Genomic DNA, 24,508 nt, shown 5'->3' with positions numbered 1-24,508 from the left:
AATGGGGAGGGTCACAGCGACGGACATGGACTGCTTTGTGCAGCGAGAGGCAATGGTCCAATGTAAGGACGCGCCCTGTTTCCCGCGATAAGGCGGAGGGCTTATGCCCGCATGCGCGAGGGCCTGCGCGTGTGAGGAAGATCACACCGCGGCGGCTGCTTGGTCTATGTCCGACGGACTACCCGGCGCCTACCGGGAAGGTACCGTGTCAGAGGCCCGCCGCAATCACCAGCGCGGCCGCGCGCTGCGCCTGGATCGCCTGGCGCAGCACGCGCGGCGACACCGGCTTGTAGAGCACGGCGATGCCGGCGGCGGCCACCTCGCGCAGCCGGTCGGGCTTGGTCTCGCCGGTGACCAGCAGGCGCGCGGTGCCGGCGCCGATGCCGTTGGGGTGGCGCTCGAGCGCGGCGATCACATCGAGGCCGTTGTCGCCGCCCTGCAGCAGCAGGTCGCTCACCACCACGTCGGGCGGCGTGTCCCAGTGGTCGGCCAGCGCCAGCGCCTCGGCGCGCGTCTGCGCGGCCAGCACGGTGGCGCCCCAGTTGGACAGCACCACGCTCAGGCCTTCGAGGATCGTGCGCTCGTCGTCGATGACGAGGATGCGCAGGTCCGCCAGGCTGTCGCCGTTGCTCTCGTCGTCGGCGCTGGCCGCCGCCGGCGCCGGTGCCACCGGCGCCGGCAGCGCGGCGGGCGCGGCGCGCACCTGCACGCGCACGCAGGTGCCCTTGTTCAGGCGCGAGCTGAGCTCGACGCGCGTGTTCAGCAGCTCGGCCAGCCGCTGCACCGTGGCCAGCCCCAGGCCCATGCCGCGCGCGCCACCGGGCGCGTTGCTGCGGCTGGCCGGCTCGACCTGGTAGAACTCCTCGAACACCCGCGCCTGGTGGTGCGCGGCAATGCCCACGCCGGTGTCGACCACGTCGATGCGCACGCCCTTGCCGCGGGCGCGCGCGCCGATCAGCACGCCGCCCTCGACCGTGTGGCGCAGCGAGTTCGACACCAGGTTGTTCAGGATGCGCGAGAGCATCACGTAGTCGCAGCGCACCCACAACTCGGTCTTGCGCACCACCAGCCGCAGGCCCTGCTGCTCGGCCACGGGGCGGAAGTTGCGGCTGATCTCGTCGAACAGACGGTCCAGCGGAAAGTCGGCCCACTGCGGCTGCAGCACGCCGGCGTCGAGCTGCGAGAGGTTCAGCAGCTCCGAGAACAGCCGGTCGAGCGAATCCACGCACTCGCGGATGTGGCCGATGCGCTGCAGCTTCACCGGGTCGGTCTCGCCGTTGGCCAGCCCGTCGGAGAACAGCGTGAGCGCATGCAGCGGCTGGCGCAGGTCGTGGCTGGCGGCGGCCAGCAGCCGCGTCTTGGCCTGGCTGGCCACTTCGAGCAGCTGGTTCTTGCGCGCCAGCTCGGCCGTGGCCTCGTTGATGCGGCTTTGCAGCAGCCGGTGGCTTTCGGCGAGCGCGCGCGCCGCCTGGTTGAAGCCGTGCTGCAGGTGGCGCACCTCGGAGGTGCCTTCGATCGCCACGCTGGCGGCCTCGCCCGCGCCGAGCCGGTCGACCGCCTCGCCCAGCGCGCGGATCGGCTCGCTGATGCGGCGCGCCGCCCACCAGCCTGCCAACCCCACGCCCAGCAGGCTCATGGCCAGCACCAGCGCCACGTTGAGCCAGACCGAGCGGCGCGCGCTCTGCACCGCGTCCAGCCCGATCTCGACCATCACCTTGCCGTTGTGGCGCCCGTCGTCGCTGACGATCGGCACCACCACCTGCAGGCCATCGCCGCGGCGGCGGTCGACGGTCTCGGAGTTGGCGACGATCTCGCCGTCTTCCGTCCAGATCTGCACCTGCTGCACGTGCGGCTGGTAGGTGCCGGTCTGCGCGGTGCGCGCCAGCGCGCGGCGGTCCATGCGCGCCAGCGGCGCCTGCGCCACCGTGGCCACCTGCAGCGCCACCGTCTGCGCGTTGGCGCGCATCAGCTCGGTGAGGTTGCCCAGGTGCTGGCGCGTGAGCACCGCGATGGCCACCAGCGTGGCCGCCGTCGCCGGCACCAGCGCCAGCAGGATCAGCTGCTGGGCGAAGGTGAGGCGGGCCAGCCCGCGCAGGAGGCGGAAGTTCCAGTTCATGAAGGCCTTGAACGCATGGGGCGCGAGCTTAGGGCCACGGCCCCGAACAGGGAAGACCGGAAAAACATCACGAGAAAGACTCGCATTTGGGATGTAATGGCGTCCGCGTCGCCCATGTTAGACCCCGCCGGCTCGCCGCGGGCCCCGTGTCTTCCGCTCCTTCCATGCACGCCTTCTTGCGTCGTTTCGGCAGTTTTCCCGGCACCGGCCGCCGTGCGGCCCTGGCGCTGGCCGTGGGGCTCCTGCTGCTGCCGTTGCTGGCGGCGGCGCAGGCTCCGGCACCCGCCGCGGATGCGCCGGTGCGCTTCGGCATCCTGCCGTTGGGCGGTGCCTTCGAGTCGCGCAGCGACTGGGACCCGCTGCTGGCCGAACTCAGCCGCGCCATCCAGCGGCCGGTGAGCGTGCTCTCGGTCAATTCGTACGAAGCGCTGGAGCAGGCCATCCAGCGCGGCGAAGTCGACATGGCGTTCCTGTCGGGAAAGATGGCGCTCGACGCCGTGAGCCAGAAGCGCATGAAGGTCGTGGCCCAGGTCGTGCGCCACGACGGCCTGCCCGGCTACCGCGGGCTGCTGCTCACGCGCAAGGCGCCGCCCTTCAACACGCTGAAAAACCTCGTCGACCAGCCCGAGCGCTGGCGACTGGCGCGCGGCGAGCGGCAGTCGGTGTCGGGCTTCATCGTGCCGCAGCTGCAGTTCTTTTTACCGAACCACATCGTCATGGAGACGCGCTTCCTGAGCGAGGTCGTCGGAACGCACCAGGCCAACGCGCTGGCCGTGGCCAACAACGAGGCCGACGTGGCCACCAACAACTCGGCCGATTTCGAGCGCTTCAAGCTGCGCTTTCCGGCCGAGGCGCAGCGGCTGCAGGTGCTGTGGGAGTCGGAGCTGATCCCGCACGCGCAGATCGTCGTGCGCCGCGAATACCCGCCCGAGCTGCGCCTGCGCGTGCAGGCCTTCCTGGTCGCCTACGGCCGCGGCAAGGGACCGCGCGGCGACGCCGAGCGCGTGGTGCTCAAGTCGCTGCACGACCTGGCCGGCTTCGTGGCCGCCGACAACAGCTCGCTGCTGCCCGCCGCCAAGCTGGCCTACCAGCTCGCCATGCAGAACGCGAAGACCGCGCAGTGGGTCAACGATGCGGCGCGCCAGGCGCGGCTGCAGCGCCTCGAGAGCGGCTACGCCGAGCAGCTCGCCGTGTTGAAGGACGTGAGCCCTTGAACCGCCGGACCCTGCTTGCGCTGGCCCTGTCGTCGTCGCTGATGGCGCCATGGCCGGCGGGCGCGCAGCCTGCGCCAGTGCCCTCCGCGAAGGGCCCGCTGGTGATCAAGGAAGTGCGCTTCGGCGTGCTGCCGCTGGGCGGCACCGTCGAGTCGCGTGCGTTGTGGACGCCGCTCATGGCCGACATGAGCCGCGCGCTGGGCCTGCCCGTCAGCGCGTACTCGGTGCCGTCGTACGAAGAGCTCGACCGCGCCATCGGCCGCGACGAGATCGACATGGCCTTTCTCTCGGCCAAGATGGCGCTCGACGCCGTCATGCAGCGGCGCATGAAGGTGGTGGCGCAGATCGCGCGGCGCGACGGCATGCCCGAGCACCGCGCCGTGCTGCTCGCGCGCAAGACCGGGCCGCTCAACACGCTCGAGGTCCTGCTGGCCCAGCCTGAACGCTGGCGGCTCGCGCGCGGCGACAGCCGCTCGGTCACGGGCTTCATCGTGCCGCAGAGCCAGCTTTTTCTGCCCAACCAGATCGAGATGGAAACGCGCTTTCGCAGCGAGTTCGTCGGCACCCACCAGGCCACCGCGCTGGCCGTGGCCAACGGCGACGCCGACGTGGCCACCAACAACACCACCGACTTCGAGCGCTTTCGCCAGCAGTTCCCGGTCGAGGCCGCGCGGCTGCAGGTGATCTGGGAGTCCGAGCCACCACCCGGTGCGCCGATGGTGGTGCGCCGCGACTACCCGCCCGAGTTCCAGGCGAAGCTGCAGGCCTTCCTCGTCGGCTACGGCAAGGGCAAGGGCCCGCGCGCCGACGCCGAGCGCGAGGTGCTGAAGAACCTGCGCGCGGCGTACGGCTACGTCGCGGCGGACGACAGCGCGCTGCTGCCGGAAGCGAAGCTGGAATACCAGCTGGGGCGTCAGCGCGCGTTGTCGGCGGCGTGGGTCAACGATGCTGCGCGGGAGCAGCGGCTGCAGCGGATCGAGAAGGCGTATGCGGCGCAGGTGGAGGCGCTGAAGGCGTCGACTGCGGCGCGCTGAAGCACCTGCGTGACTTCGGCGATGAAAGATCGCGCGCCTTGCGCGGGTATCTGAACGCAGGTCGCGGCCGACGCACTGTGTGACCCCTTCCCCATCGCGATAGCTGTCGGCGTATGAAGCACTGACGCACAGTCCATGGTGGCACAACGACTGGCCGCTTCGGTTGAGGTCTGTCCTTGGCTTATCCAGCACACCGCATCGCGCAAGTGCGAAACTTCGTTGCTTAGGATAGCGAAGCGAACCGCGTTTTGGATGTTTGCTCCCAATCAAATCTATCGGCGTGTCCGATAATTTTTTGTATGCGATCTAAATGCATATCGGAAATGCCTAAATACCTCTTTTGACTTGACCTGCGATGGAGAAAATTACGTGTGATTCAGCGTACTATCAGTAAGGCACGCGCAAATAAATAATGCTCCACAACCTCTATCTTTCCATTGGAGAGAAGGCCGAGAAAAAAAGAGTGCCTATGAAGTGGAGTACCCCACCACTGCAGAAACGCGGCGCACAAAGAGAGAATTGAGCGAATTGCCTCTGTCCCAGATCGATGTGGCTTGCTCAGAACGGCATACGTTCATTCGCCTAGCATTGACGTGAGTTCTACTGATTCCTGCAGCGAAGAAGATCGGGGCGCACCAGCGGGCTGCAGGAGCCTCGATGCCAGTATGGCGGAGCTGCCTCTTCCACAGTGGAGATTCATGTTGCCGGCTTGGAGCTCTTGTATCGAAAACCACCGTCTGGACCACTGATGTTTTCGATGGGAAAGCGCTCGTCAAACAACCGGGGCGCCTCCATCCCCATCCCGTTTTTCGTCAGGTAGGTGAGGTACTCCCGCATACGCTTGGGATCCATCAGGTAGACCGGCATGGCACTTCTTCCCTCAAGATCATCGATGAACAAGGCGGCTGACACGGGCTCGGCATTGCCGCCTTCACGGTATCGGAAAGTGGTCTTGACCTTGAGGGTGTGGCTCTTGTCGTAGTAGGTGCCGACTTCCTTGGCCACGACTTCGTAGGTCCGCTGAATCTCCTGGGCGTACTTTTCGTTCCACGCCGTCGCGTCGTCGATCTGCTTGAGGGCGGCGTCGATCGCAGCTTGAGCCTTCTGCTTCTCGGCCTCGATCTCCGCCAGCAACTTTTCCTTCTCGCCATTAGCCACAACCAGATGCTCGGAGCGACGCGCTTCCCACGCCGCGGCGTCCGGCGGCGCCTCCCCTCGCCTCAGTGCAGTCCCGTTGATCGAGATGAACTGCGAACGTGGCTCAGTGGCGATGTATTCGATCCGCTTGTCGACTTCGGCCACCCTTCGGGCCCACTGCGTCGAGCGCTCCTGACTGAATCGCACTGCTTCTGCATGGGCACTGCGGGCTTGCGACAAGGCAGTGGTGACGGAGATGTTCGCGAGATCCGCTCTTGTCTTCAAGGCGGCCAACTCCCCTTTCTTGGATGCGTTGAGCAATTCGTCATCCAGCTTCACCGCGCAGGTGTGCGTGACGACGGTGGAGTTGTTGACGATCTCGCTGGACCAGTCGGTGCTCTTGCATTCCTTGACCTTGCTCAGGGTCTCGCCGATGGTGAACTCATCGCCACCCAAGCGCGTGTCCTTGACGGCGGAAATCTTGCTGTCGCCGCAGGCAGCCAGCATGCACAGAGAGAAGCTGAGGCCGATCAACTTGATGTCATTGAGGGGGATCATCTGAAAGATCTTCTGTAAAAAATGGTTGTGGAAGTGATGGATATGGGGAAGGCGGACGCGCTTGGTTGCTGCCTCACCCGCCCTCGCCGCAATTGCTGCTCAGAGCGCGCCTAGCAGCGATGCTTGAGATTGCGCGGCCGGCGCGGATCGGTGCCGAGCACGGCACCTTCCTTGGTCATGCACACGCCATCGGCACAGGCATAGCCGGGCGTCTTCAGCACGACGCGATCGGCATCACCGATCTCACAGCGCAGCTCGTCGAAGTCGAACTCCTTATAGGAGCTCGCGCGTTCGGTGGTCGTGTAGTAAACGCCGCCGGCCCCTGCCTGCACCTGGACCGGATAGACCGGGTACTTGAGGTCACGACTCCAACCCTGGAACTGGATCTCCATGGCCGAGCGGTCGATCTGGTGCCTCACGGCATCGGGGTTGATCAACGGATCGATGCCCTTGGCCAGAACCAAAGGGGTGAAGACGATCGCAGTAAGCACGGCGAAGACAGTGCTGTGCATGGTTCTCATGGGGAGCCTTGAAAAGATGGACTTGAAGCGTGACCGAACGAGCGCAGCCGAACAGACCGCAGGCCGCTCAACCAAGCTTGGTATCGGCAGACTTGGGCGCAATCAGCTGCGGGATGTTCCAGTCGGGTGGAAAAGTGTCGACCGGCACCCAGCCGTTCTTCACATAGGAGCGTGCCGAGAGCCTGTTTCCGAAATGCCCGATCAGGCCACAAGCGATGAGGATCGCCCAGGTCTGTGCTACCCAGTCCTCGGCCGGGTCAAGCACCAGCAAGATGGCCAGCCCCACAACGAAGAAGGCCGCATACAGGAAGACCGCGCACAACAGTGCCAGCGGCCATTGGCCGCGCATCAGGAATGCGATCGGTCCGAAGAAGAAGAGCTGCCACGAGTACCCGTGCTTGACGAAGCGGGTCTGGTTGTTCTTGGTGAAGTGAATGTTCATGATTCGGTTCTAAAAAATGGAGGCTTCCCTCCCGAAGCCGTCAAGGGGTGCCGCTTCGGCTCGAGAACCAGGTCTGCCTGGTTCTTTGACGCGCAGCACTTCTTGTTCGTGTATGTCGTGGCAAGAAACGTGTTGAACCTCCTCAGGATCAAGAGAGACATGCCAATTCACACCTGTGTCCGACCGGCTCATTGCCCTGCGGACGCTGGATGGGTCATGGTGATGATTGGCCTCAACCCGTCTGGGGTTTCAGTCTTGAAAATTCTACGTTAAACGTAGAGACGAGATTGCTCCTTGTTACGAATATCGTAAGGTGCCGTCTCTCAACCCTGCTCGTTCCGTTTTTGGAGCACGCCTTCGCATGGCGAGGCTTGCGGCCGGTTTGCCGCAAGATCGACTAGGTGTGAGAGCGGGGTTGGATGAAGGTACTGCGAGCGCACGCATCTCCCGTTACGAGAGCGGAATTCACGAGCCCAACATTGCATTTGCTCAACGATTGGCTTCTGAACTCAACGTGCCAGTCGCATATTTCTACGCACCGGATGACGACTTGGCCAAGCTCATTCTGTGGTTTGGACAACTGAACCAGAAGCAGCGAAGGTCGCTCGTCGAGTTTGCGAGCAACCTCTCTGAGGTTCAGTAAGCACTTCCGCTCCACTTCGCCCTCCTAGCCTCAGGGGTCGCCGGTGAAGCCGGCTTGTTTGACGAGCCAAGCTGACGTGGAATATCTGCGAACTGACAGATCACGGGCGGTGCCTCGCGATGCGCTTGTGGTTCAGCGTCGCTGCAGAAGAGTCGTCAGCCGCCAAGAAGATCTCGCAGACCTGACGCCAAGCCGACGATGAGTCCGGCCAAAAAGACCAGCGCGTAGACAACCAAGTATTCCAGCGGACCTGCAGCCGTATTCATGCCGACATCCTTGCAGCACTACCCCACGGCAACGACGCGAATCGTTTGACTCCGTTGGCGGCGAGCCCGGCCTTCTGCATCGCCACAGACTTCGAATTCGCAACAGCTGTGCTGCGTCGCTGCTCAATGCGGGCTTCGACTGCTCGGCCAACTCGGCGTTGGTGACTAGTTTTTCGAAGGGTCATGAAGAGGTTCCTTGGTTGATATTGGAAGTAGTGGTTGATGCGCTTCTGTGAGGTCGACCGTCTCTGAGTGCCGTATCGATCGCTGCCAGGTGAGCTTCTTGCTCAAGAGCGCGATGGACCTGATCCAGACGGTATGGGTCGCGCTGCTTGGACAGTAGGACCGCCCGATCCACACGCTCCAGAAAGGCCTCGTCGAATTCAGGCTCCTCGGGTTTCGCTGAGTCGTTTGTTCGGGACGTGCTCATCGCGAACTCTTGTCAAAGAACACTGCCTGCACGCGCTCGGCCCCCCTGCCATGGGCCGGGAAGCCCACGATGGCGGCGCGATCGCGTTGCTGACAGATCCCGCAGTTCAGGCAATCGGAGTTGCCGGTGCTGGCAGGGCAGACGATCACCTGGCGCCCGGCAGGCGTTCGCATTGGCTTGGTGCACCCCTGGGGCAGGACGACCACCACGGGCGCGATGCCCAGGTCCGCATACGCGTCAGCCTGGACCAAGGTCTCGGCACTGAGGTTGACCGTGAAGCCAAGCCGGTTCGCATTGAGGATCGCCGCCTGGTTGTCAGGGGTGGGCGGATAGTGCGTGTAGGTGAACCCGCGACGCCCCCGATTTGCCATGGCCAGCCGTGTGAGCTGGCCGGCATCGATGACACCGGGCGCTTCAGGCGCCAGGTCACCGGCCTGGTTGTGGCGCCACAGGGCATGGCGACGCAAGGTGGTGATCTCCTCGAGCAATTCATCGAAGCTGTGGCCTCGTCGCCCCTCGGACACGCTGCGCCAATGAATGGCCAGGGGTCCGCTTTCTGCATAACAGCCATTGCCCTTGAAGCCGCAACTCGGTGGGCACGAGTTCGCACTCGTCGTGGTCACCGGAATCGGGCCGGTCTTTCGGTTGCGGCTGACGCGCACCAGGTGATGGGTGCAGATGTCCTGTTTGATGGAAGCTGCAGGAGAGTGATTCAGCCGTTCCTGGGACGGCCTGGTTGATTGCGGGCGAGCGTGTGCCTCCGCCATGATCGGAATGAACAAAGTAGATCCTCTATGTTGTGAGCGCAGCCGTTGACGGCGACGCCTTGAAGTGCCGGCCCTAAGGGGGCGATAAGGGGCGAGCCAGACCCACGCGCGCACCTCCACCACGCCCCAGGCCAGAGAGGCCGGGGCGTGGTGGGTGCGTGCGTAGGGGATGAAGGCGGACCAGGAGGTCCGATGCGCAGGCAGGGCGCCTGCATGCCGTTGCAGCGAGTCCGCTGCCTCAAGAGTCAGCGTCTTTGCGTGGGCGCAGTGGCAGGAGGAATCGGGTCGTTGCGGCCGAGCCTTCTGGCCAGCTTGTCCCGCACTTCCACAGCGCAGCCATGCCAGGCATGACCACTGACCATGGGCGTGTCCAGCGCCTGGGGATCAGTTTCAGCGACGCGCCTGGCGTACTGCTCCAGCGCCTGCATCACGAACGCCTGGATGAGCGCACCGTGAGCGCTGAACTCCATCAGCTCGGTGACGAATTCAACATTGCTCGAAGGCATGCTGGCTCCCCTCATTCACCTCGCAGACCTCACATATCGACTGCAGGATCTCGAAGCCCGCATCGGCAATGAGGCCCGGATCCAGCAGCATGACCAGGTCATCCGAGATGCCCGAGCGCATCGACGCCCACGCTTCATCGTCCAGGCCATCCTCGCGTGCACGCACCCTGGCAGCACCAGCGAGCGCCTCCTCATCGAAGACGGCAAGCTCGACGCTGAACACCACCACCGTGCGGGGCATGGCCGGGGTGAACGCGGTGCCGCTCATGCGCCCTCCTCGATGTCGATGCGCGAGATCTCCGCGCCGAACGCCAACGCCGCGTTGTCGGGGCTGGGTGGTCCGTTCTGGCGAATCCACCAATCGGGCGGGCTGTACGGCACGGTCATCACGCCCAGGTAGCCGCCCTGCGAGGCGTAGCCCACCACCTTGGCGCGGCCGATGCCGTTGATGCGGATGAGCACGTCGTCGCCGATCGAGGGGACCTCGAAGTCGGCAGACCACTTGAATACATCTTGGGCGAAGGGGTCTCGGGTATGGGGCGGCACTGTGGCGTGCCGCCGGAACTTGGTCTTCATGGGTGTTTCTCTTGTGGATGTTTTTCTTGGGACGGCAACACCGTCGCATTGCCGAGTTGTCGGGCTTTCAGGCGGCAGATCAGGCCGTCGCTCTCTCGCGCGACGTCCCAGCCACGGCGGCCGAGACTTCGGCGCAGCACGTAGGTCGATTCGCCGTAGGAGACGCGCAGGCCCGGGCGGATGGCCGCTCGTTTGGCGGCCCGGTTTGCATGGAACTCCCGCACCTTCTCGCGCCATGGGCCTGCATAGGGCCCAGTCGGAGGACTGGCCCGATCCAGGAAGACCAGCGGACAGTCGAAGTAGTACGGCCCACAGCTCTCGTCCATGCTCTTGACGGCCACTTCACCCTTCCTGCAATCGATGAGGGTCAGGCCGATCCAGATCCGCCCGGCGTGTTCACCCGAACGGTTCTGTGCCAGGAACCACAGCCGGTTGCCGATCGCGCGATGTGCCAGCACCACTGCAAAAGCTGCGACGCTGTGCAGTTCGTCATGGACGGCTTGGTCCTTGGTGGCCCGGTAGACGATGCTGCCCATCTCAGACCTCCGCCCGATCGCCCGCCAGCGGCGCGCAGTCGGTTTCCACGCAGTGCCAGAACTCGCGCTCGGCATCGATGAGCCGGGAGATCTCGACCTCGTCGCGCTCGACCCGGTGGATCCGCAGGTCCTGGCCGCAGATCAGGGCCACGACATCGAGGGCCTGGGCGCCTGTGACAGCCAGCCGATGCAGCATCTGGATCCGCACGTAGCCGGGAAGGCCTGCGCCCCAGAACTCAGCCGCATCCATGCCGACGCATCGGCATTCCAGCAGCTGGACATCGGGAGCGCCGACGACTTCGCGGCCGGGAAGCGCCAGCATCCAGGGGTGCTGCGGGTGCCGCAGCAAGGCGCGAGTGCGTAGTACCTGGCGCCCCGTGCGCAGCGCATAGTGCGCCGCCACGATGGGCTCGAGCAGGCGGTCCCAATAGGCTGCGGTTTCTGCGGACTGAACGAGGGAAGGGTCGACAGGCTGCAGCAGGTCGTGACGCTCGGTCTTCTCCATCCACAGCCGCACGGCAGACTTGAAGGGATCGCGGCCTACGGCTGCGGCGGCGTCGAGACAGCCGATCCCTGCTTCGCGCATGTCCGGCCAGCGCTCGGATATCGGATTCTGTGAACGAGTGGTCGTCACCAGGTGCAATGCAGGGGCGCGCGACCGCGCACGAGCGTTCGGGGAACGCTGTGTGTTCCGAGGAATTGAGTTCATCGATTTCTTTTTGAAGGTTCAAACCGCCCATCCAGCAAAAAGCCCCGCACTCTCGAGAGAGAGGCGGGGCTTTGGTGGAGGAGCTGAGTGGGAGTGGTGGGGAACGTGGGAGGAGGAAGTGGGAGGAGGAAGTGGGAGAGGAAGGTCGAAGATCAAATAGCGTCAAGCGGCATTGGTGCTCGCCTTCGTCGCATCCAAAGATCCAACTCATCGGCCTCGGGTCTACCTATCAAGGCTACTGGACTCTCGTCCAAAGGTGCGACGATGAAGACGGATGCTTGGTTGTCAGCTCTGTCATATGGGGCCGAAATTTTTTGCAATCCAACCGTGGCACCGGGCGTCCCCCTTGGGCGCGCCATCATTCAGTATTCATTCAAATCTCAGCGCAGCTTGACCGGAAAAAATAAGAATCCAACGAGCCTTGTTCCCGCATCTCCTCAGTACTTTTCCTTCGCTTTTAATCAATGAATAACTTTTCAGTTGACCTGCTTCAGAAATTAAACAACAGAGAAGCACATACAGAACATCCGCCAAAAAATAATTATCATCACTTAATTCAAGGCACCATCAACGAGGTCTCAGAAAAGATTCAAAGCCCAATAGCCCTGATAACAAGCTCTATCCTGTCAGTTCTTTCGATTGCGTGCCAAGCAAGGCGAACCGTCATCCATCCTTCAGGGCAAATTTCCCCTTTATCTCTTTACTTCTTTACTCTCGCAGCATCAGGAGAGAGAAAAACCGCAACTGACGCCTTGCTCATGAAGCCTGTCAGAGAGTTTCAAAGAAGATTTGATTTGGAATTTCAGGAAAAGATTCAAAAATACAAAGCAGACCTTCATTTTTGGAATCAACAGAAGCGAGTTCTCGAGAAAAAGATTGATCGATGTCTGCGCGATGAAAAAACAGAAAATCTGGAAGCGCTTCGCTACGATCAAGGAAAAATTCTTGGATCAGAGCCCATAGAGCCAAAAGGATTGAAGCTTCAGATCGACAATACGACCTCTGCAGCATTTCTTCGTTTTTTTGACAAATACCAACCAACAACCAGCATTATTTCTGATGAGGGCGCAAGTGCACTTGCATCATTCGCAACTGCAAATGTGGGCAACCTAAATAATAGTTGGAATGGAAAATCGTTGAGCGTCGAGAGAACTAGCTCGGAGAGTTTTACCATCGAAAATCCTCGCTTGACGGTACACCTGATGCTGCAACCAGAGATTTTCCTTCGCGCCTTAAAAAAGGAAAACAACATCTGGGAAGAAAGTGGTCTTCTTGCACGTTCGTTGTTTTCATTTCCACAGTCAAAAATTGGCACACGGAAACCTCCGTCTGGATACGAGCCAGTCTACGGGGGACTCGACGCCTTCAATGGTGAGATTGGAAAGTTGCTCGACATTTCCTATTCAAAACCTCTTTCCGAACCAATTCCTCCGATGCATTTCAGTGCAGAAGCGGCGAAAATATGGAGCGAGTATTCAACCTTGATTGAAAACTTCATGATCCGAGGTGGTCCGTTGGAAAGTATCAGAGCAATGGCCTCCAAGGTCTCAGAAAACATCGCTCGAATGGCCGCGATCTTTGAATGCTTCAGCCATCCCATCGCCCCTCAAAAAATTACAAGAGAAAGCGTCATGTGCGCCATCGATGTATGCCAATGGTATCTTGTGGAGCATTATTTTTACTTCAGCAGAAAGGAAAATGATCCAATCGAAAAAAATGCCGAACTACTTTTGCATTGGTTAAATAAAAAAGCAATGTGGAACTCCCTTGCATCCATTGTCCCCAAGAAATTGATTGCAAAAAATGCCACTCCTCACTTTCTGCGAAGGAGCAGTGTGTGGCAACCAGCACTGGACTACCTTGAACATGTGGGTAAGGTCAGCCTGGAGTACCCGCTGCCCACAGGAGAGGAGTGGATCGTCCTTACGCCAGCTCACGATCTTCAACAACAATCACTTCTTTGACTTGAGTAGTGGCGATTCTGGCGAAATTCGCCAGAATCGCCACACTAAGTCTATAGCTGAAATGTTTTCAAGAGAAAGGCAAACTCATAGTCCCCGGGGCGTCTTGCTGATTCGCGCGATAGGGGATAGGAGTGAGGCGGCACAACTCCACCGTTCGAAGTGCCAACGGCGTAGACGATCGATCGAAGGATCACTGCAGATTGACGATGCGTGTGCCGGCTTCGCTGTATCGCATGACGATGGCGGTGCCCTCGATGCATTTCCGTGTGCACTGATATGCGCGGAATGATCAGGGTTTGCAATTGAAGGGGATAGAAATATTTCCGCGGAATGTGCCTTTGACGTACTTGATCAGCCAGTTGTCCGACGCATGCTAAAGCGCGCTGGGAGTAGGGCCGGGCTGGAGCTGCAAAATGTGAGGCTTCCATTTCAATCTTCGGTTGGTAATCTTTTTTTTGATTTGACTTATTTGAAACGGGTTGATAATTAAAATCTCATGAAAGAGGATTTAGATCGAATCATCATTGCCACGTCAATCGGTCCGTGCGGCCCTCAAACCCTGATAAAATCCTGGTCAAGCCATGTAATTTTGCGGGACATAGGGATTTTGTTGACCAGCCGAAGGCTGGATCAACCTTAAAAGTAAAGTAGTGAACGGTTCGCTAAATGAAAAATCAATCTACCGCTCACAATTTTTTTGCACTTGAATGCGCACAAGCTACGCGAAAAGCTTAGCTCACGCGTCGCTACGTAAATTTCCCGAGTTTAAGAAGCTCTGCGGAGGTCGGCATGTTGCAAGCGGGAATTTCAGCATGCAATTGCTGATTTGACGCGAATCAATGCGTTGAAGTTCTTTGTGGTCGGTTTTGATGTCACGCAGAATTGATTTTAATTTTGTAGTCAATAAATTTTTTTGACATGCGTGGCATTGTCGCGTGGTAGTAAATCAGATGGAGTTGGCGTCGCGGTCTGTCGAAGCAACTTCAGGTGAGGTGTTCGGAACTTGTTTTTGCTAACTCTTGATTCAAAAAGCAAAGATTTTGTTTTAAAAAATCCTCGATGTGGGATGGGCGGTGACCGGAGCCTTGCATTGATTTTTCAATAGCGAGGATGCTTCATTTGCCGGGTGTTGTGATCCTCAATTCGCTCTGGGCATCGAAGTTTCGGAAGAAAATTCATCAATTGAACCGATGAGGCCTCTGCCGTGGATGTATTAATGCGGCGTAAACATGAAGCGTATATTCAGAGTCGCTGTCCTCAGCTTCATGGAACGAGGCAAAAAGGGCCTGTTTTCATCGCCGAAAAACCTCCCCCGAGGAAGGGGAGTCATGCGACCTTCAGAACCGACCTGCCGGAAGCCGCAAACTTCGCCTGGTCCCATCTACTCCCTTTGCCGTACCTCGAATCTGCCCTCCTAGGCCATTAGCTAGGCCTTAAGGCGGATTTGCCTCCCGCCCCCCGCGCCGGAAACTTCGTGTTTCTTCTTTCTTCCCGGCACCCTTGCCGTTGACGGAGTGCGGATGAGTTGGCGAACCAAAGTGGTCTGGAGCGAGGGGATGCTGTTGCAGCCTCAGCACCTGCAGCAGAGCGAGCGCCATGCCGATCATGCGCGGCATGTGCTGTTGCGCACTACCACGCCCTACGCCTGGGGTTTCGCCGAAGTCGAGATCGACGCGGCGGCGCTCACGCTGGGCAAGCTGGCGTTGGTGCGGGCGGTGGGCATCTTCGGTGACGGCACGGTGTTCGACATGCCGGCGGTCGATCCGCTGCCCGAGCCCATCGACATTCCGGCGTCCATGCGCGACGAGGCCGTGGTGCTGGCGCTGCCGCTGCGCCGCGCTGGGGCGCGCGAAGCCGACGCTGAGGAATACGAGGAGCTGGTGCGCCACCGCGTATTGGAGTCGGACGTGCCCGACTCCAACACGGCCGGCGAGCGCACCGCGATGCTGCAGCTGGGCCAGCTCCACACGCGCCTGATGCGCGCCAGCGAAGCCACCGACGCCTGGGCGACCCTGGGTGTGGCCCGCGTGGTCGAGCGCCGGGTCGACAACCAGGTGCAGCTCGACCGCGCCATGCTGCCGCCGCTGCTCGATGTGGCTGGCCATGCGGTGATCCGTGCCTGGCTCGACGAGCTGCTGGGCCTGCTGCGCCAACGCGGCGAGGCGCTGGCTGGGCGCATGACGCAAGGCGGCACCGGCGGCGTGGCCGAGATCGCCGACTTCATGCTGCTGCAGGCGGTGAACCGCAACGAAGCCATCTTTGCGCACCTGGCCAAGAGCGCGATGCTGCACCCGCAGCATTTCTTCGAACACGCGCTCGGGCTGGCCGGCGACCTCGCGAGTTTTCGCGACACGCGCCGCGTGACGCGCTTCGGGCCCTACATCCACGACGACCTGGCGCTGAGCTTCCGCCCGGTGATGGACGACCTGCGTCGCAGCCTGTCGATGGTGTTCGAGCAGTCGGCGATCCGCATCGACCTGCACGACCGCAAGCATGGCGTGCGCGTGGCGGTGGTGACCGACGTGGAGCTGCAGCGCAAGGCGACCTTCGTGCTCGCGGTGAGCGCGAACATGCCGAGCGAGGCATTGCGCGCGCGCTTCCCCACGCAGGTGAAGATCGGCCCGGTCGAGCGCATCCGCGACCTCGTGAACCTGGCGCTGCCGGGCGTCACGCTGACGCCGATGCCGGTGGCACCGCGCCAGATTCCTTTCCACACGGGCGCCAACTACTTCGAACTCGAAACGCGCAACAGCGACCTGTGGCGCCAGCTCGAGCAATCGGGCGGCATCGCGATGCACATCGCGGGCGATTTCCCCGGCTTGGACCTCGCGTTCTGGGCCATTCGTTCCTAGCCGCCTGTGGCTGACGGAAACGGAACATCACCATGAGCACCCCTCCCGACCCCTTTGCCGCCTTCGAGTCCGAGCGCACGGTCATCAAGCCCAAGCCGCGCACGCCGGGCGGCACGCCGCCGGCCGCTGCACCCGCGCCGTTCTTCGGCGGCACCGATCCGACGCCCGTGGCCGAGGTGGGCGAGATCGGCCTGCTCAATCCGCTGGTGTCGGCCGCGGGCAAGCTGCTGGTGCTGATCGGCAAGCTGCGCAACCTCGCGCAGCCGCCCAACGTGCCGGCGCTGCGCGCGTCCACCGCCGATGCGGTGAACCAGTTCGATGCCGCGGCGCGGCGCGCGGGCGTGGGCAACGAGTCGGTGCTGGCCGCGCGCTATGTGCTGTGCACCGCGCTCGACGAGGCCGTGGCCAACACGCCCTGGGGCGTGCAGGCCGGCTGGAACAAGCAGAGCCTGCTGGTGCAGTTCCACAACGAGACCTGGGGCGGCGAAAAGGTGTTCCAGCTGCTGGCCAAGCTCGCGCAGGACGTGCCCACGCACCGCCAATTGCTGGAGCTGATCTATAGCGTGCTCGCGCTCGGCTTCGAGGGCCGCTACCGCGTGGTCGACAACGGCCGCGCGCAGCTCGACTCGGTGCGCCAGCGCCTGGCCGACCTGATCGCCAAAGACCGTCCGCCGGTCGAGCCCGAGCTGTCACCGCACTGGCGTGGGCAGGGCGCGGGCACGGTGCGGCTGCGCGAGTCGCTGCCGCTGTGGGTGTTCGCGGCTGGCTTCGCGCTGCTGCTGGCGCTCGCGTGGTTCGGCCTGCGGCTCACGCTCAACCACCGTTCGGACACCACCTACGCGGCCGTGTCGAGCCTGCGCGTGCCCAACATCCAGATCGCACCGCCTGCCGCGCCGGCCAAGTCGCCGCGGCTCGCGCGTTTTCTCGAACCCGAGATCAAGCAGGGCTTGGTCACCGTGACCGACGAGGCCGACCGCAGCGTGGTGCGGCTGCGCGGCGATTCGTTCTTCGGCTCGGGCAGCGCCGAGCCGATGGCGGCCTCGCTGCCGGTGCTGCGCCGCATCGGCCAGGCGCTGGCCGAGGTGAAGGGCGAGGTGCTCATCACCGGCCACTCCGACAACCAGCCGATCCGCTCGCTGCGCTATCCGTCGAACTGGCACCTGTCGGCCGCGCGCGCCGATGCGGTGAAGGGCGCGCTCTCCACGCTGGTCGAGCCCGCGCGCATGCGCTCCGACGGCAAGGCCGACGCCGAGCCCGTGGTGGCCAACGACACGCCGGCCAACCGCGCGCGCAACCGCCGCGTCGACATCGTGCTGCTGACCGAACCCGAGCGCCTTGCTGCTGCACCGGCTGCTCCCGTTCCAGGAGCGACGAAATGATCAAGAAAATCTTCGGCTTCCTGTTCAGCCCGATGCTGCTGACGTTGCTCGCGCTGATCGTCGTCGCGCTGCTGATCTGGTGGATCGGCCCGCTGGTGAAGATCGGTTCGCTCGCGCCGCTCGAAGGCGAGATGACACGCACCATCGTCATCGGCGTGATCGTGCTCATCGTCGTGCTGCGCGCGCTGTACCGCCGCTGGCGCGCGCGCCGTGCGAGCCAGCACCTGACCGACGGCCTCATGAAGGCGCCGGCCGCCAAGACCGGTGCACCGGTCGACGGCGAACAGAAGATCCTCGACACGCGCTTCAGCGAAGCCGTCGCCACGCTCAAGCAGATGCGCCTGCATGCCGCCGGCAAGAAGCCGGGCTGGCGCGACTGGCTGTCGATCTCGGGCGGCAGCTACCTGTACGACCTGCCGTGGTACGTCTTCATCGGCGCACCGGGCGCGGGCAAGACCACGGCGCTCGTCAACTCGGGCCTCTCGTTCCCGCTGGCCGAGAAGTTCGGCCCCGGCGCGATCCGCGGCGTGGGCGGCACGCGCAACTGCGACTGGTGGTTCACCGACGAGGCCGTGCTCATCGACACCGCCGGGCGCTACACCACGCAGGACAGCCACCAGTCGGAAGACAAGAGCGCGTGGGAAGGCTTCCTCGGGCTGCTGAAGAAGGCGCGCCCGCGCCGACCGCTGAATGGCGTGTTCCTCACCGTGAGCGTGGGCGACCTGCTGAGCCAGGGCCCCGAGGCGCGCACGCAGCTCGCGGCGTCGATCCGCGCGCGGCTGCTCGAGCTCGACGGCAAGCTCACCACGCGCCTGCCGGTGTACGTGCTCGTGACGAAGAGCGACCTGCTCTACGGCTTCACCGACTACTTCGACGACCTCGGCAAGGAGCAGCGCGCGCAGGTCTTCGGCTTCACGCTGCCGGCGGACGAGAACGTGCAGCTGGAAGAGAAGGGCCTGTCGGCTGCGTTCCACCGCGAGTTCGGGCTGCTGCACAACCGCATCAACGACGGCCTCATCGCACGCATGCAGCGCGAGACCGACGGCACGCGCCGCGCGGCGATCTTCGGCTTTCCGGCGCAGTTCGGCTCGGTCGGCCCGCTGCTCTCCGACCTGCTCGAACAGGTGTTCACCGGCTCGCGCTTTGCGCAACCGCCGTGGGTGCGCGGCGTGTACTTCACCAGCGGCACGCAGGAGGGCAGCCCCATCGACCGCGTGATGGGCAGCCTGGCGCGCAGCTTCGGCATCGAGCGCGCCATGCTCGCGCCGCAGAAGTCGAGCGGACGCAGTTACTTCCTCACCGCGCTGCTGCGCGAGGTGGTGTTCCCCGAGCAGCGCCTGGCCGGCGCCGATGTGAAGCTGGAGCGCCGCCGCAACACGCTGCGCCTGGCGGGCGTGGCCGCGATGACGCTGGTCACCGTCGGCCTGCTTGCAGCCTGGGGCTACAGCACCTGGCAGAACAACAACTACCTGAAGTCGGTCGAGGCCCGCGTCGAGCCCGCACAGAAGACGCTGGCCGCGCTGCCGACGCGCGTGCAGAACCTGGTCGAGGTCGCGCCCGTGCTGCAGGGCCTGCGCGACATCTGGAAGACGCCCGACAACCGCCAGGGCGACGAGCCGCTGTCGATGACGCTGGGCCTGTACCAGGGCGACAAGCTCGACGCCGCCGCCATGCTCACGCACCAGCGCGCGCTCAACGACGCGTTTCTTCCGCAGATCGCTAAGCGCATCGAGGACCAGCTGCGCACCGCGCAGAAGGACAACCTCGAGTTCACCTACGAGGCCCTCAAGAGTTATCTGATGCTCTACCAGCCCGAGCGCTTCGACCCCGAGGCGCTGAAGGCCTGGATCACGCTCGACTGGGCGCGCAACCTCGACCGCGGCATTCCCGAAGACCAGCGCAAGGCGCTCGAGGACCAGCTCGACGTGCTCATCGCCCAGGGCCCGCCGCGCTCGCCGCTGAAGATGGACGAGAACCTGGTGCGCAGCGTGCGCGCCGTGCTCGCGAGCTACCCGCTGGAGCAGCGCGTGTTCAGCCGCCTCAAGCGCCAGCGCGCCACCAAGGACATCCCGGGCTTCAGCGTGGCGCAGGCCACCGGCCCGTCGGGCCCGCTGGTGTTCGAGCGCATCAGCGGCAAGCCGCTGAGCGAGGGCGTGCCGGGCATGTTCACCTACGACGGGTACCACAAGCGCTTCCAGAACGAGGTCGTGGTGCTCACCGGTTTGCTCGCCGCCGAAGACCCGTGGGTGCTCGGGCAGGACCGCAACGCCAGCGAGCGCCTGCGCGACGCCGCGGCGCTCGGCGCGCTGACCGACCGCGTGCGCCGCCTGTACCTCGAGGAGTACGTCAAGCAGTGGGAGGCGCTGCTGGCCGACGTGCGGTTGATCCGCGTCAGCGGTCTGGAGAAGAACATCGAGACCGCGCGCATCTTGTCGGGCGTCGATTCGCCGCTCGCGAATTTCCTGCGTGCGGTGGTCAAGCAGACCACGCTGATTCCCGCGGCCGATGCCAACAAGGACGTCGTCAGCAAGGCCACCGAGACCGTGCGCAACACGCGCAAGGGCCTGGAAGACCTGTTCGGCAGCGACCCCGGCAAGCAGGTGGCACCGGGCAAGCGCATCGAGAGCATCGTGGACGACCGCTTCGAGTCGCTGCGCCGCCTCGTCACCGCGGGCGGCCCGAACCAGCCGGCGCCGATCGACGATGCGCTCAAGCTCTTCAACGAGGTGTACGTGTACCTCAACGCCGTCGACACGGCCGTGAAGGGCCGCACCTCGCCGCCGCCCGGCGACGTGGCCGGCAAGCTCAAGTCGGACGCGGGCCGTCTGCCCGAGCCGGTGCGCAGCATGATCGAGAACCTGAGCCAGACCGGCGCCGCGCAGGCGCAGGTGGCCGAGCGCGGCAACCTGAGCCAGGACCTGCGCCCCGTGACCGAGTTCTGCAACCGCGCCATCGCGGGCCGCTACCCGTTCGTGCAAAGCAGCAAGCGCGACGTGCTGCCCGAAGACTTCGGCCAGATGTTCGGCGCCGGCGGCCTGATGGACGACTTCTTCCAGAAGCGCCTGGCCGCGCTGGTCGACACCAGCACCCGGCCGTGGCGCTACAAGCCCGTGGCCGAGCGCGGCGCGATCACCACGCAGGCGTTGGCGCAGTTCGAGCGCGCGGCGCGCATCAAGGACATCTTCTTCCGCGGCGGCGGGCGCGGGCCGTCGATGCGGTTGGACTTCAAGCCGGTGGAGATGGACGCGGGCATCACCCAGTTCATCCTCGACGTGGACGGGCAGCTGGTGAAGTACGCGCACGGGCCGGTGGTGCCGATGGCGGTGCAGTGGCCGGGGCCGAAGGGGAGCAACCAGGTGCGCGTTCAGGTGAGTCCGCCGTCGACCACCGGGAGTTCGGGGTCGGCGATGGATGGGCCTTGGGCTTTGTTCCGTACGTTGGACGATGGGCAGCTGGAAGCGGGGGATGCGCCGGAGAAGTTCTTCATCACGTTCCAGGTGGGGGCGCGGAAGACGCGGTTCGAAGTGACGACGAACAGCGTGCAGCATCCGATTCGGTTGAAGGAGTTGCGGGAGTTTTCTTGTCCGGAGGGGTTGTGAGCTTGGCCTCTTCTTCTTCTCTCTTCGTTTCCGGTGAACTTCCTGGCTGGTTCGGGAAGTTGCCGGGGATGGGGGACTTTGCGCATCGGCGGTTGCCGGAGGCGTTTCGCTCGGTCTGGGACCCGTGGTTGCAACGCGGGCTGGCTCGGTTGCGGGATCGGCATGCGGATTGGACTGCTCACTACCTGGAGGCGCCTGTTTGGTGCTTTGCGCTGGGGGCGCAGGTGGTGGGGGAGCGGGGGTGGATGGGGGTGTTGATGCCTTCGGTGGATGGGGTGGGGCGGTACTTTCCGTTCACTCTCGCTGTTGAGTTGGATGAAGGCGTACCTGGTGCGCTGCATGGAGAGGCGCTTGTTGCTGCGCTTCGGTGGTGGGCGTTGGGGACGCAGGCTGTGCTTGAAGGGCTTGAGGGTGATTTGGATGCGCTGCGGTTTGATGCGGTGCTGAGTCAGTTGTTTGTGACTTCTGCTGCCGATGAGGCCGCTGTTGAGGGCCGATCGCTCGAGCTGCCTTTGGCTGGAACCTCGCTTTGGATGGAGACGCCTGGTTTGGAAGGCGGGGTTCGGGTGTTGGCTACTGGGCTTCCTCGGGATTTGCAGTTTGAGGCTTTGTTTCTTGGGGGGGGGGAATGAGGGCCCTGCTTTCTTTTGCTTCCCGAGGCCGGGAGTTCCGCCCGGCGGCGGACTTACTTTCTTTTGCTTCGCCAAAAGAAAGTAAGCAAAGAAAAGGCGACCCCACTGTCTGCGACCCTTCGCTTCGCTGCGGGCAACCTGCGGTGCTCGCGTTTCGCGGGGTCTCGCAGAACTCGCCTTCGGCTCAAACAGCTGCGAGCCCTGATCCGCGAAACGCTGCGCTCCTCGGCGCAGCCAGAGGGGCGTTGACACCGGGCGGGCCGTCGCTGCGCTCGGCCCGGCAGTTGCCAACAGCCGAATCCCGTGCTCGCGTTTGCGAGCACGCGCTGCGCACGCACCACTACCAATCCCAGCCGCAGCAGGCGCAAAGCGCCTGCTGCGGCCCACTGGCCGAGCGAAGCGATGGCCCGAGAGGTTCCCCAACCCCTTCTGTATGCGCCGAGGAGCGCAGCGTTTCGCGGATCAGGGCTCGCCCTTGTTTGAGCGAAGCGAGTTTGGGCGAGACCCCGCGAAACGTGAGCACCGCAGGTTGCCCGCAGCGAAGCGGAGGGACGCAGACAGCAGGGTCGCCTTTCTTTTGCCTACGTTTCTTTGGCGAAGCAAAGAAAAGTAGGTCGGCCGCCGGGCCGAGACCCGGCCCCGGAAAGCAAACCCAAAACGGCGTTCACCTAGCAGGAGCAGGTCAATGACCGACAACGCCCTTCCCCCGGAAGACGACCGCACCCGAGTCGTCTCACGCACGCCCACAACCGAAGCTGACACAGGCGGAGCCACAGTCATCACAGCCGGCGGCTTCACCACAGCCTCAGGCACCCCGGTAACAAGTCCCGCCACAGCCACCCACGACGCCGGCCTCCTCCCCGTAGGCAGCCGCCTCGCCGAATTCGAAGTCACCCGAGTAGTCGGCCAAGGCGGCTTCGGCGTCGTCTACGAAGCCTGGGACCACACCCTCGAACGCGTAGTAGCCATCAAGGAATACCTCCCCACCTCGCTGTCCACAAGACAGCAAGACGGCACCGTAGTCCCCCTCTCAGAACGCCACAGAGAAACCTTCGACCTCGGCATGCGCAGCTTCATCAACGAAGCCCGCCTCCTCGCCCAGTTCGACCACCCCTCGCTACTCAAGGTCTACCGCTTCTGGCAAGAAAAGGGCACCACCTACATGGTCATGCCCTTCTACAAGGGCGACACCTTGCGAGAGGCACTCGTAGCGATCCCGGCAGGCGTCGACGAAGCCTGGCTCACCCGCATCATGGACGGCGTCACCCAAGCACTTGCGGTGATGCACAACGCCCACTGCTACCACCGCGACATCGCCCCCGACAACATCATCCTGCTCGAAGGCTCCGGCCGTCCCGTGGTGCTCGACTTCGGCGCCGCGCGCCGCGTGATCACCGACAAGACGCAGGCGATCACCGTCATCCTCAAGCCCGGCTACGCGCCCATCGAGCAGTACGCCGAGATGCCCGACATGTCGCAGGGCGCGTGGACCGACGTCTACGCGCTCGCCGCCGTGATGCACGTCGCCGTGTGCGGTCGCGCGCCGCCGCCGTCGGTGGCGCGGCTGCTGTCCGACAGCTACGTGCCGCTGGCCGGCAACGACATCCTGCGCCAGCGCTACAGCGACCGGCTGCTCGCGGCGATCGATGCGGGCCTGGGCGTTCGGCCCGAAGCGCGGCCGCAGTCGATGGCGGAGCTGCGCGCGGCATTGGGTCTCGAAGTCGGCCACAGCATCGCGCCCACGCCACGCACCGTGCCGCCGTCGGGCGCACGAAGCAGCAGTCAATCAGGTGCCGATGCACCGACGGTGATCGGCACGGCCCACATGCCGAAGCCCATCGCCGCCAAGGCACCTGTTGCGAACGACCACAAGAGTGGCGGCAGCAACAAGGCCGTCCTCGGCGCAGTCGCCGCCGCCGTGCTGGTCGCCGCAGCAGGTGGCAGCTGGTGGTTCCTCGGCCGCTCGGGCAGCGAAGGCGATGCCGGCAAGACGGCGCAAACCGCCACACCCGCGCCCCCACCCGACACCCCCACCCAGGTCGCCGAGGCCCCACCGCCGCCGCCACCCCCGCCGCCTCCCAAGCCGCGCACCCCCGCCGAATCCCTGCAATCGCTAGCGGCAGGCGCCGCCCCGGGCTTCGAAGTCACGGCCACGCCGAAAAAAGCCGAGGTCGCCATCGGCAAGGACAAGCTGGCCTTCGAGGTGCGCAGCAAGCGCGACGGTTTCGTCTACGTGTTCCTGCTGTCCAGCGGCGGCGAGATGTTCCTGCTGTTCCCGAACCTGCTCGACAAGTACAACAAGATCACCGCCAACACCGCACTCGCGCTGCCGCGTGCCTCCTGGCCGATGGACGCCGGCGGGCCGGCCGGCACCAACCAGTTCGCGGTGCTCGTGAGCGAGCACGAGCGCGACTTCGGCGCCTCGGGCGTGCAGAACGAAGGCGTGTTCCCGCAGTTCCCGCTGCCGGTGCTCGCGGCACTCGAAGCCACGCGCGGCACCGGGCCGTCGCCGCTGTTGGGCAAACCGGTCTGCGCGCCGGGCGCCCCGCCGTGCAACGACGTCTATGGCGTCGCGAACTTCAAAATCGTCGAGAAGTAATCGTCTGTAGAGCGTCGGCCGCTTTCGG

19 protein-coding genes are annotated in these 24,508 nt (G+C 63.7%); 9 read left to right on the top strand and 10 right to left on the bottom strand.

Annotated features, from left to right (window positions below; genetic code table 11):
* Nucleotides 1-208: 208 nt before the first annotated feature.
* Nucleotides 209-2,116 (bottom strand): ATP-binding protein, encoded by a 1,908-nt coding sequence (locus tag ACAM52_RS25565; RefSeq protein WP_369644913.1) that lies wholly within the window; start codon nucleotides 2,114-2,116, stop codon nucleotides 209-211.
* A gap of 164 nt (nucleotides 2,117-2,280) precedes the next feature.
* Here ACAM52_RS25565 and phnD (ACAM52_RS25560) point away from each other — a divergent pair, with 164 nt between their 5' ends.
* Nucleotides 2,281-3,330, top strand: coding sequence for a phosphate/phosphite/phosphonate ABC transporter substrate-binding protein (gene phnD, locus ACAM52_RS25560; RefSeq protein ID WP_369644912.1), 1,050 nt, complete (start codon nucleotides 2,281-2,283; stop codon nucleotides 3,328-3,330).
* Nucleotides 3,327-4,364 (top strand): phosphate/phosphite/phosphonate ABC transporter substrate-binding protein, encoded by a 1,038-nt coding sequence (phnD, locus tag ACAM52_RS25555; protein ID WP_369644911.1) that lies wholly within the window; start codon nucleotides 3,327-3,329, stop codon nucleotides 4,362-4,364. The genes phnD (ACAM52_RS25560) and phnD (ACAM52_RS25555) overlap by 4 nt, the downstream gene beginning before the upstream one ends.
* Nucleotides 4,365-5,060: 696 nt before the next feature.
* Here phnD (ACAM52_RS25555) and ACAM52_RS25550 read toward each other — a convergent pair.
* The 3 genes from ACAM52_RS25550 to ACAM52_RS25540 form a co-directional block, all read right to left on the bottom strand.
* The gene (locus ACAM52_RS25550; protein ID WP_369644910.1) at nucleotides 5,061-6,059 is read right to left on the bottom strand and encodes a hypothetical protein; all 999 of its coding nucleotides are present in this window, start codon (nucleotides 6,057-6,059) and stop codon (nucleotides 5,061-5,063) included.
* 110 nt (nucleotides 6,060-6,169) lie between these two features.
* Entirely contained in the window at nucleotides 6,170-6,580 is a 411-nt protein-coding gene (locus ACAM52_RS25545) for a hypothetical protein (protein ID WP_369644909.1), read from the bottom strand.
* 67 nt (nucleotides 6,581-6,647) lie between these two features.
* Nucleotides 6,648-7,022 (bottom strand): hypothetical protein, encoded by a 375-nt coding sequence (locus ACAM52_RS25540; protein WP_369644908.1) that lies wholly within the window; start codon nucleotides 7,020-7,022, stop codon nucleotides 6,648-6,650.
* Between the two features lie 361 nt (nucleotides 7,023-7,383).
* Between ACAM52_RS25540 and ACAM52_RS25535 the strand changes: the two genes are divergently transcribed.
* A complete protein-coding gene (locus ACAM52_RS25535; protein WP_369644907.1) occupies nucleotides 7,384-7,665 on the top strand; it encodes a helix-turn-helix domain-containing protein in 282 nt (93 codons plus the stop codon).
* Nucleotides 7,666-8,357: 692 nt separating this feature from the next.
* On the opposite strand, the gene ACAM52_RS25530 is transcribed toward ACAM52_RS25535, so the two are convergent.
* From ACAM52_RS25530 to ACAM52_RS25505, 6 genes are all read right to left on the bottom strand, one after another.
* The gene (locus ACAM52_RS25530; protein ID WP_369644906.1) at nucleotides 8,358-9,143 is read right to left on the bottom strand and encodes a hypothetical protein; all 786 of its coding nucleotides are present in this window, start codon (nucleotides 9,141-9,143) and stop codon (nucleotides 8,358-8,360) included.
* A gap of 230 nt (nucleotides 9,144-9,373) precedes the next feature.
* Nucleotides 9,374-9,634 carry a hypothetical protein gene (locus tag ACAM52_RS25525; RefSeq protein ID WP_159278708.1) on the bottom strand — a complete coding sequence of 87 codons (261 nt, stop codon included), beginning with the start codon at nucleotides 9,632-9,634 and terminating at the stop codon, nucleotides 9,374-9,376.
* Nucleotides 9,615-9,902: a hypothetical protein gene (locus ACAM52_RS25520; protein WP_369644905.1), complete on the bottom strand. Its 288-nt coding sequence runs from the start codon at nucleotides 9,900-9,902 to the stop codon at nucleotides 9,615-9,617. The genes ACAM52_RS25525 and ACAM52_RS25520 overlap by 20 nt, the downstream gene beginning before the upstream one ends.
* The gene (locus ACAM52_RS25515; protein ID WP_369644904.1) at nucleotides 9,899-10,210 is read right to left on the bottom strand and encodes a hypothetical protein; all 312 of its coding nucleotides are present in this window, start codon (nucleotides 10,208-10,210) and stop codon (nucleotides 9,899-9,901) included. The genes ACAM52_RS25520 and ACAM52_RS25515 overlap by 4 nt, the downstream gene beginning before the upstream one ends.
* A complete protein-coding gene (locus tag ACAM52_RS25510) occupies nucleotides 10,207-10,746 on the bottom strand; it encodes a hypothetical protein (RefSeq protein ID WP_369644903.1) in 540 nt (179 codons plus the stop codon). The genes ACAM52_RS25515 and ACAM52_RS25510 overlap by 4 nt, the downstream gene beginning before the upstream one ends.
* A gap of 1 nt (nucleotide 10,747) precedes the next feature.
* The gene (locus ACAM52_RS25505; RefSeq protein ID WP_369644902.1) at nucleotides 10,748-11,380 is read right to left on the bottom strand and encodes a YqaJ viral recombinase family protein; all 633 of its coding nucleotides are present in this window, start codon (nucleotides 11,378-11,380) and stop codon (nucleotides 10,748-10,750) included.
* Nucleotides 11,381-11,919: 539 nt separating this feature from the next.
* Between ACAM52_RS25505 and ACAM52_RS25500 the strand changes: the two genes are divergently transcribed.
* From ACAM52_RS25500 to ACAM52_RS25475, 6 genes are all read left to right on the top strand, one after another.
* Nucleotides 11,920-13,419 carry a YfjI family protein gene (locus ACAM52_RS25500; protein ID WP_369644901.1) on the top strand — a complete coding sequence of 500 codons (1,500 nt, stop codon included), beginning with the start codon at nucleotides 11,920-11,922 and terminating at the stop codon, nucleotides 13,417-13,419.
* 1,520 nt (nucleotides 13,420-14,939) lie between these two features.
* Nucleotides 14,940-16,271 carry a type VI secretion system baseplate subunit TssK gene (tssK, locus tag ACAM52_RS25495; protein WP_159273670.1) on the top strand — a complete coding sequence of 444 codons (1,332 nt, stop codon included), beginning with the start codon at nucleotides 14,940-14,942 and terminating at the stop codon, nucleotides 16,269-16,271.
* A gap of 32 nt (nucleotides 16,272-16,303) precedes the next feature.
* The gene (locus ACAM52_RS25490) at nucleotides 16,304-17,650 is read left to right on the top strand and encodes a DotU family type VI secretion system protein (RefSeq protein WP_369644900.1); all 1,347 of its coding nucleotides are present in this window, start codon (nucleotides 16,304-16,306) and stop codon (nucleotides 17,648-17,650) included.
* Entirely contained in the window at nucleotides 17,647-21,249 is a 3,603-nt protein-coding gene (tssM, locus tag ACAM52_RS25485) for a type VI secretion system membrane subunit TssM (protein WP_369644899.1), read from the top strand. The genes ACAM52_RS25490 and tssM overlap by 4 nt, the downstream gene beginning before the upstream one ends.
* The gene (tagF, locus tag ACAM52_RS25480; protein WP_369644898.1) at nucleotides 21,246-21,881 is read left to right on the top strand and encodes a type VI secretion system-associated protein TagF; all 636 of its coding nucleotides are present in this window, start codon (nucleotides 21,246-21,248) and stop codon (nucleotides 21,879-21,881) included. Before tssM ends, tagF begins: the two co-directional genes overlap by 4 nt.
* A gap of 685 nt (nucleotides 21,882-22,566) precedes the next feature.
* Entirely contained in the window at nucleotides 22,567-24,480 is a 1,914-nt protein-coding gene (locus ACAM52_RS25475; protein WP_369644897.1) for a protein kinase, read from the top strand.
* Nucleotides 24,481-24,508 lie beyond the last annotated feature (28 nt).

It is taken from the genome of Variovorax sp. V118, assembly GCF_041154445.1.
Classification (GTDB): Bacteria; Pseudomonadota; Gammaproteobacteria; order Burkholderiales; family Burkholderiaceae_C; genus Variovorax; species Variovorax boronicumulans.
The sequence above is the reverse complement of the archived record's forward strand: the minus strand, read 5'-3'. Positions and strand labels throughout refer to the sequence as shown.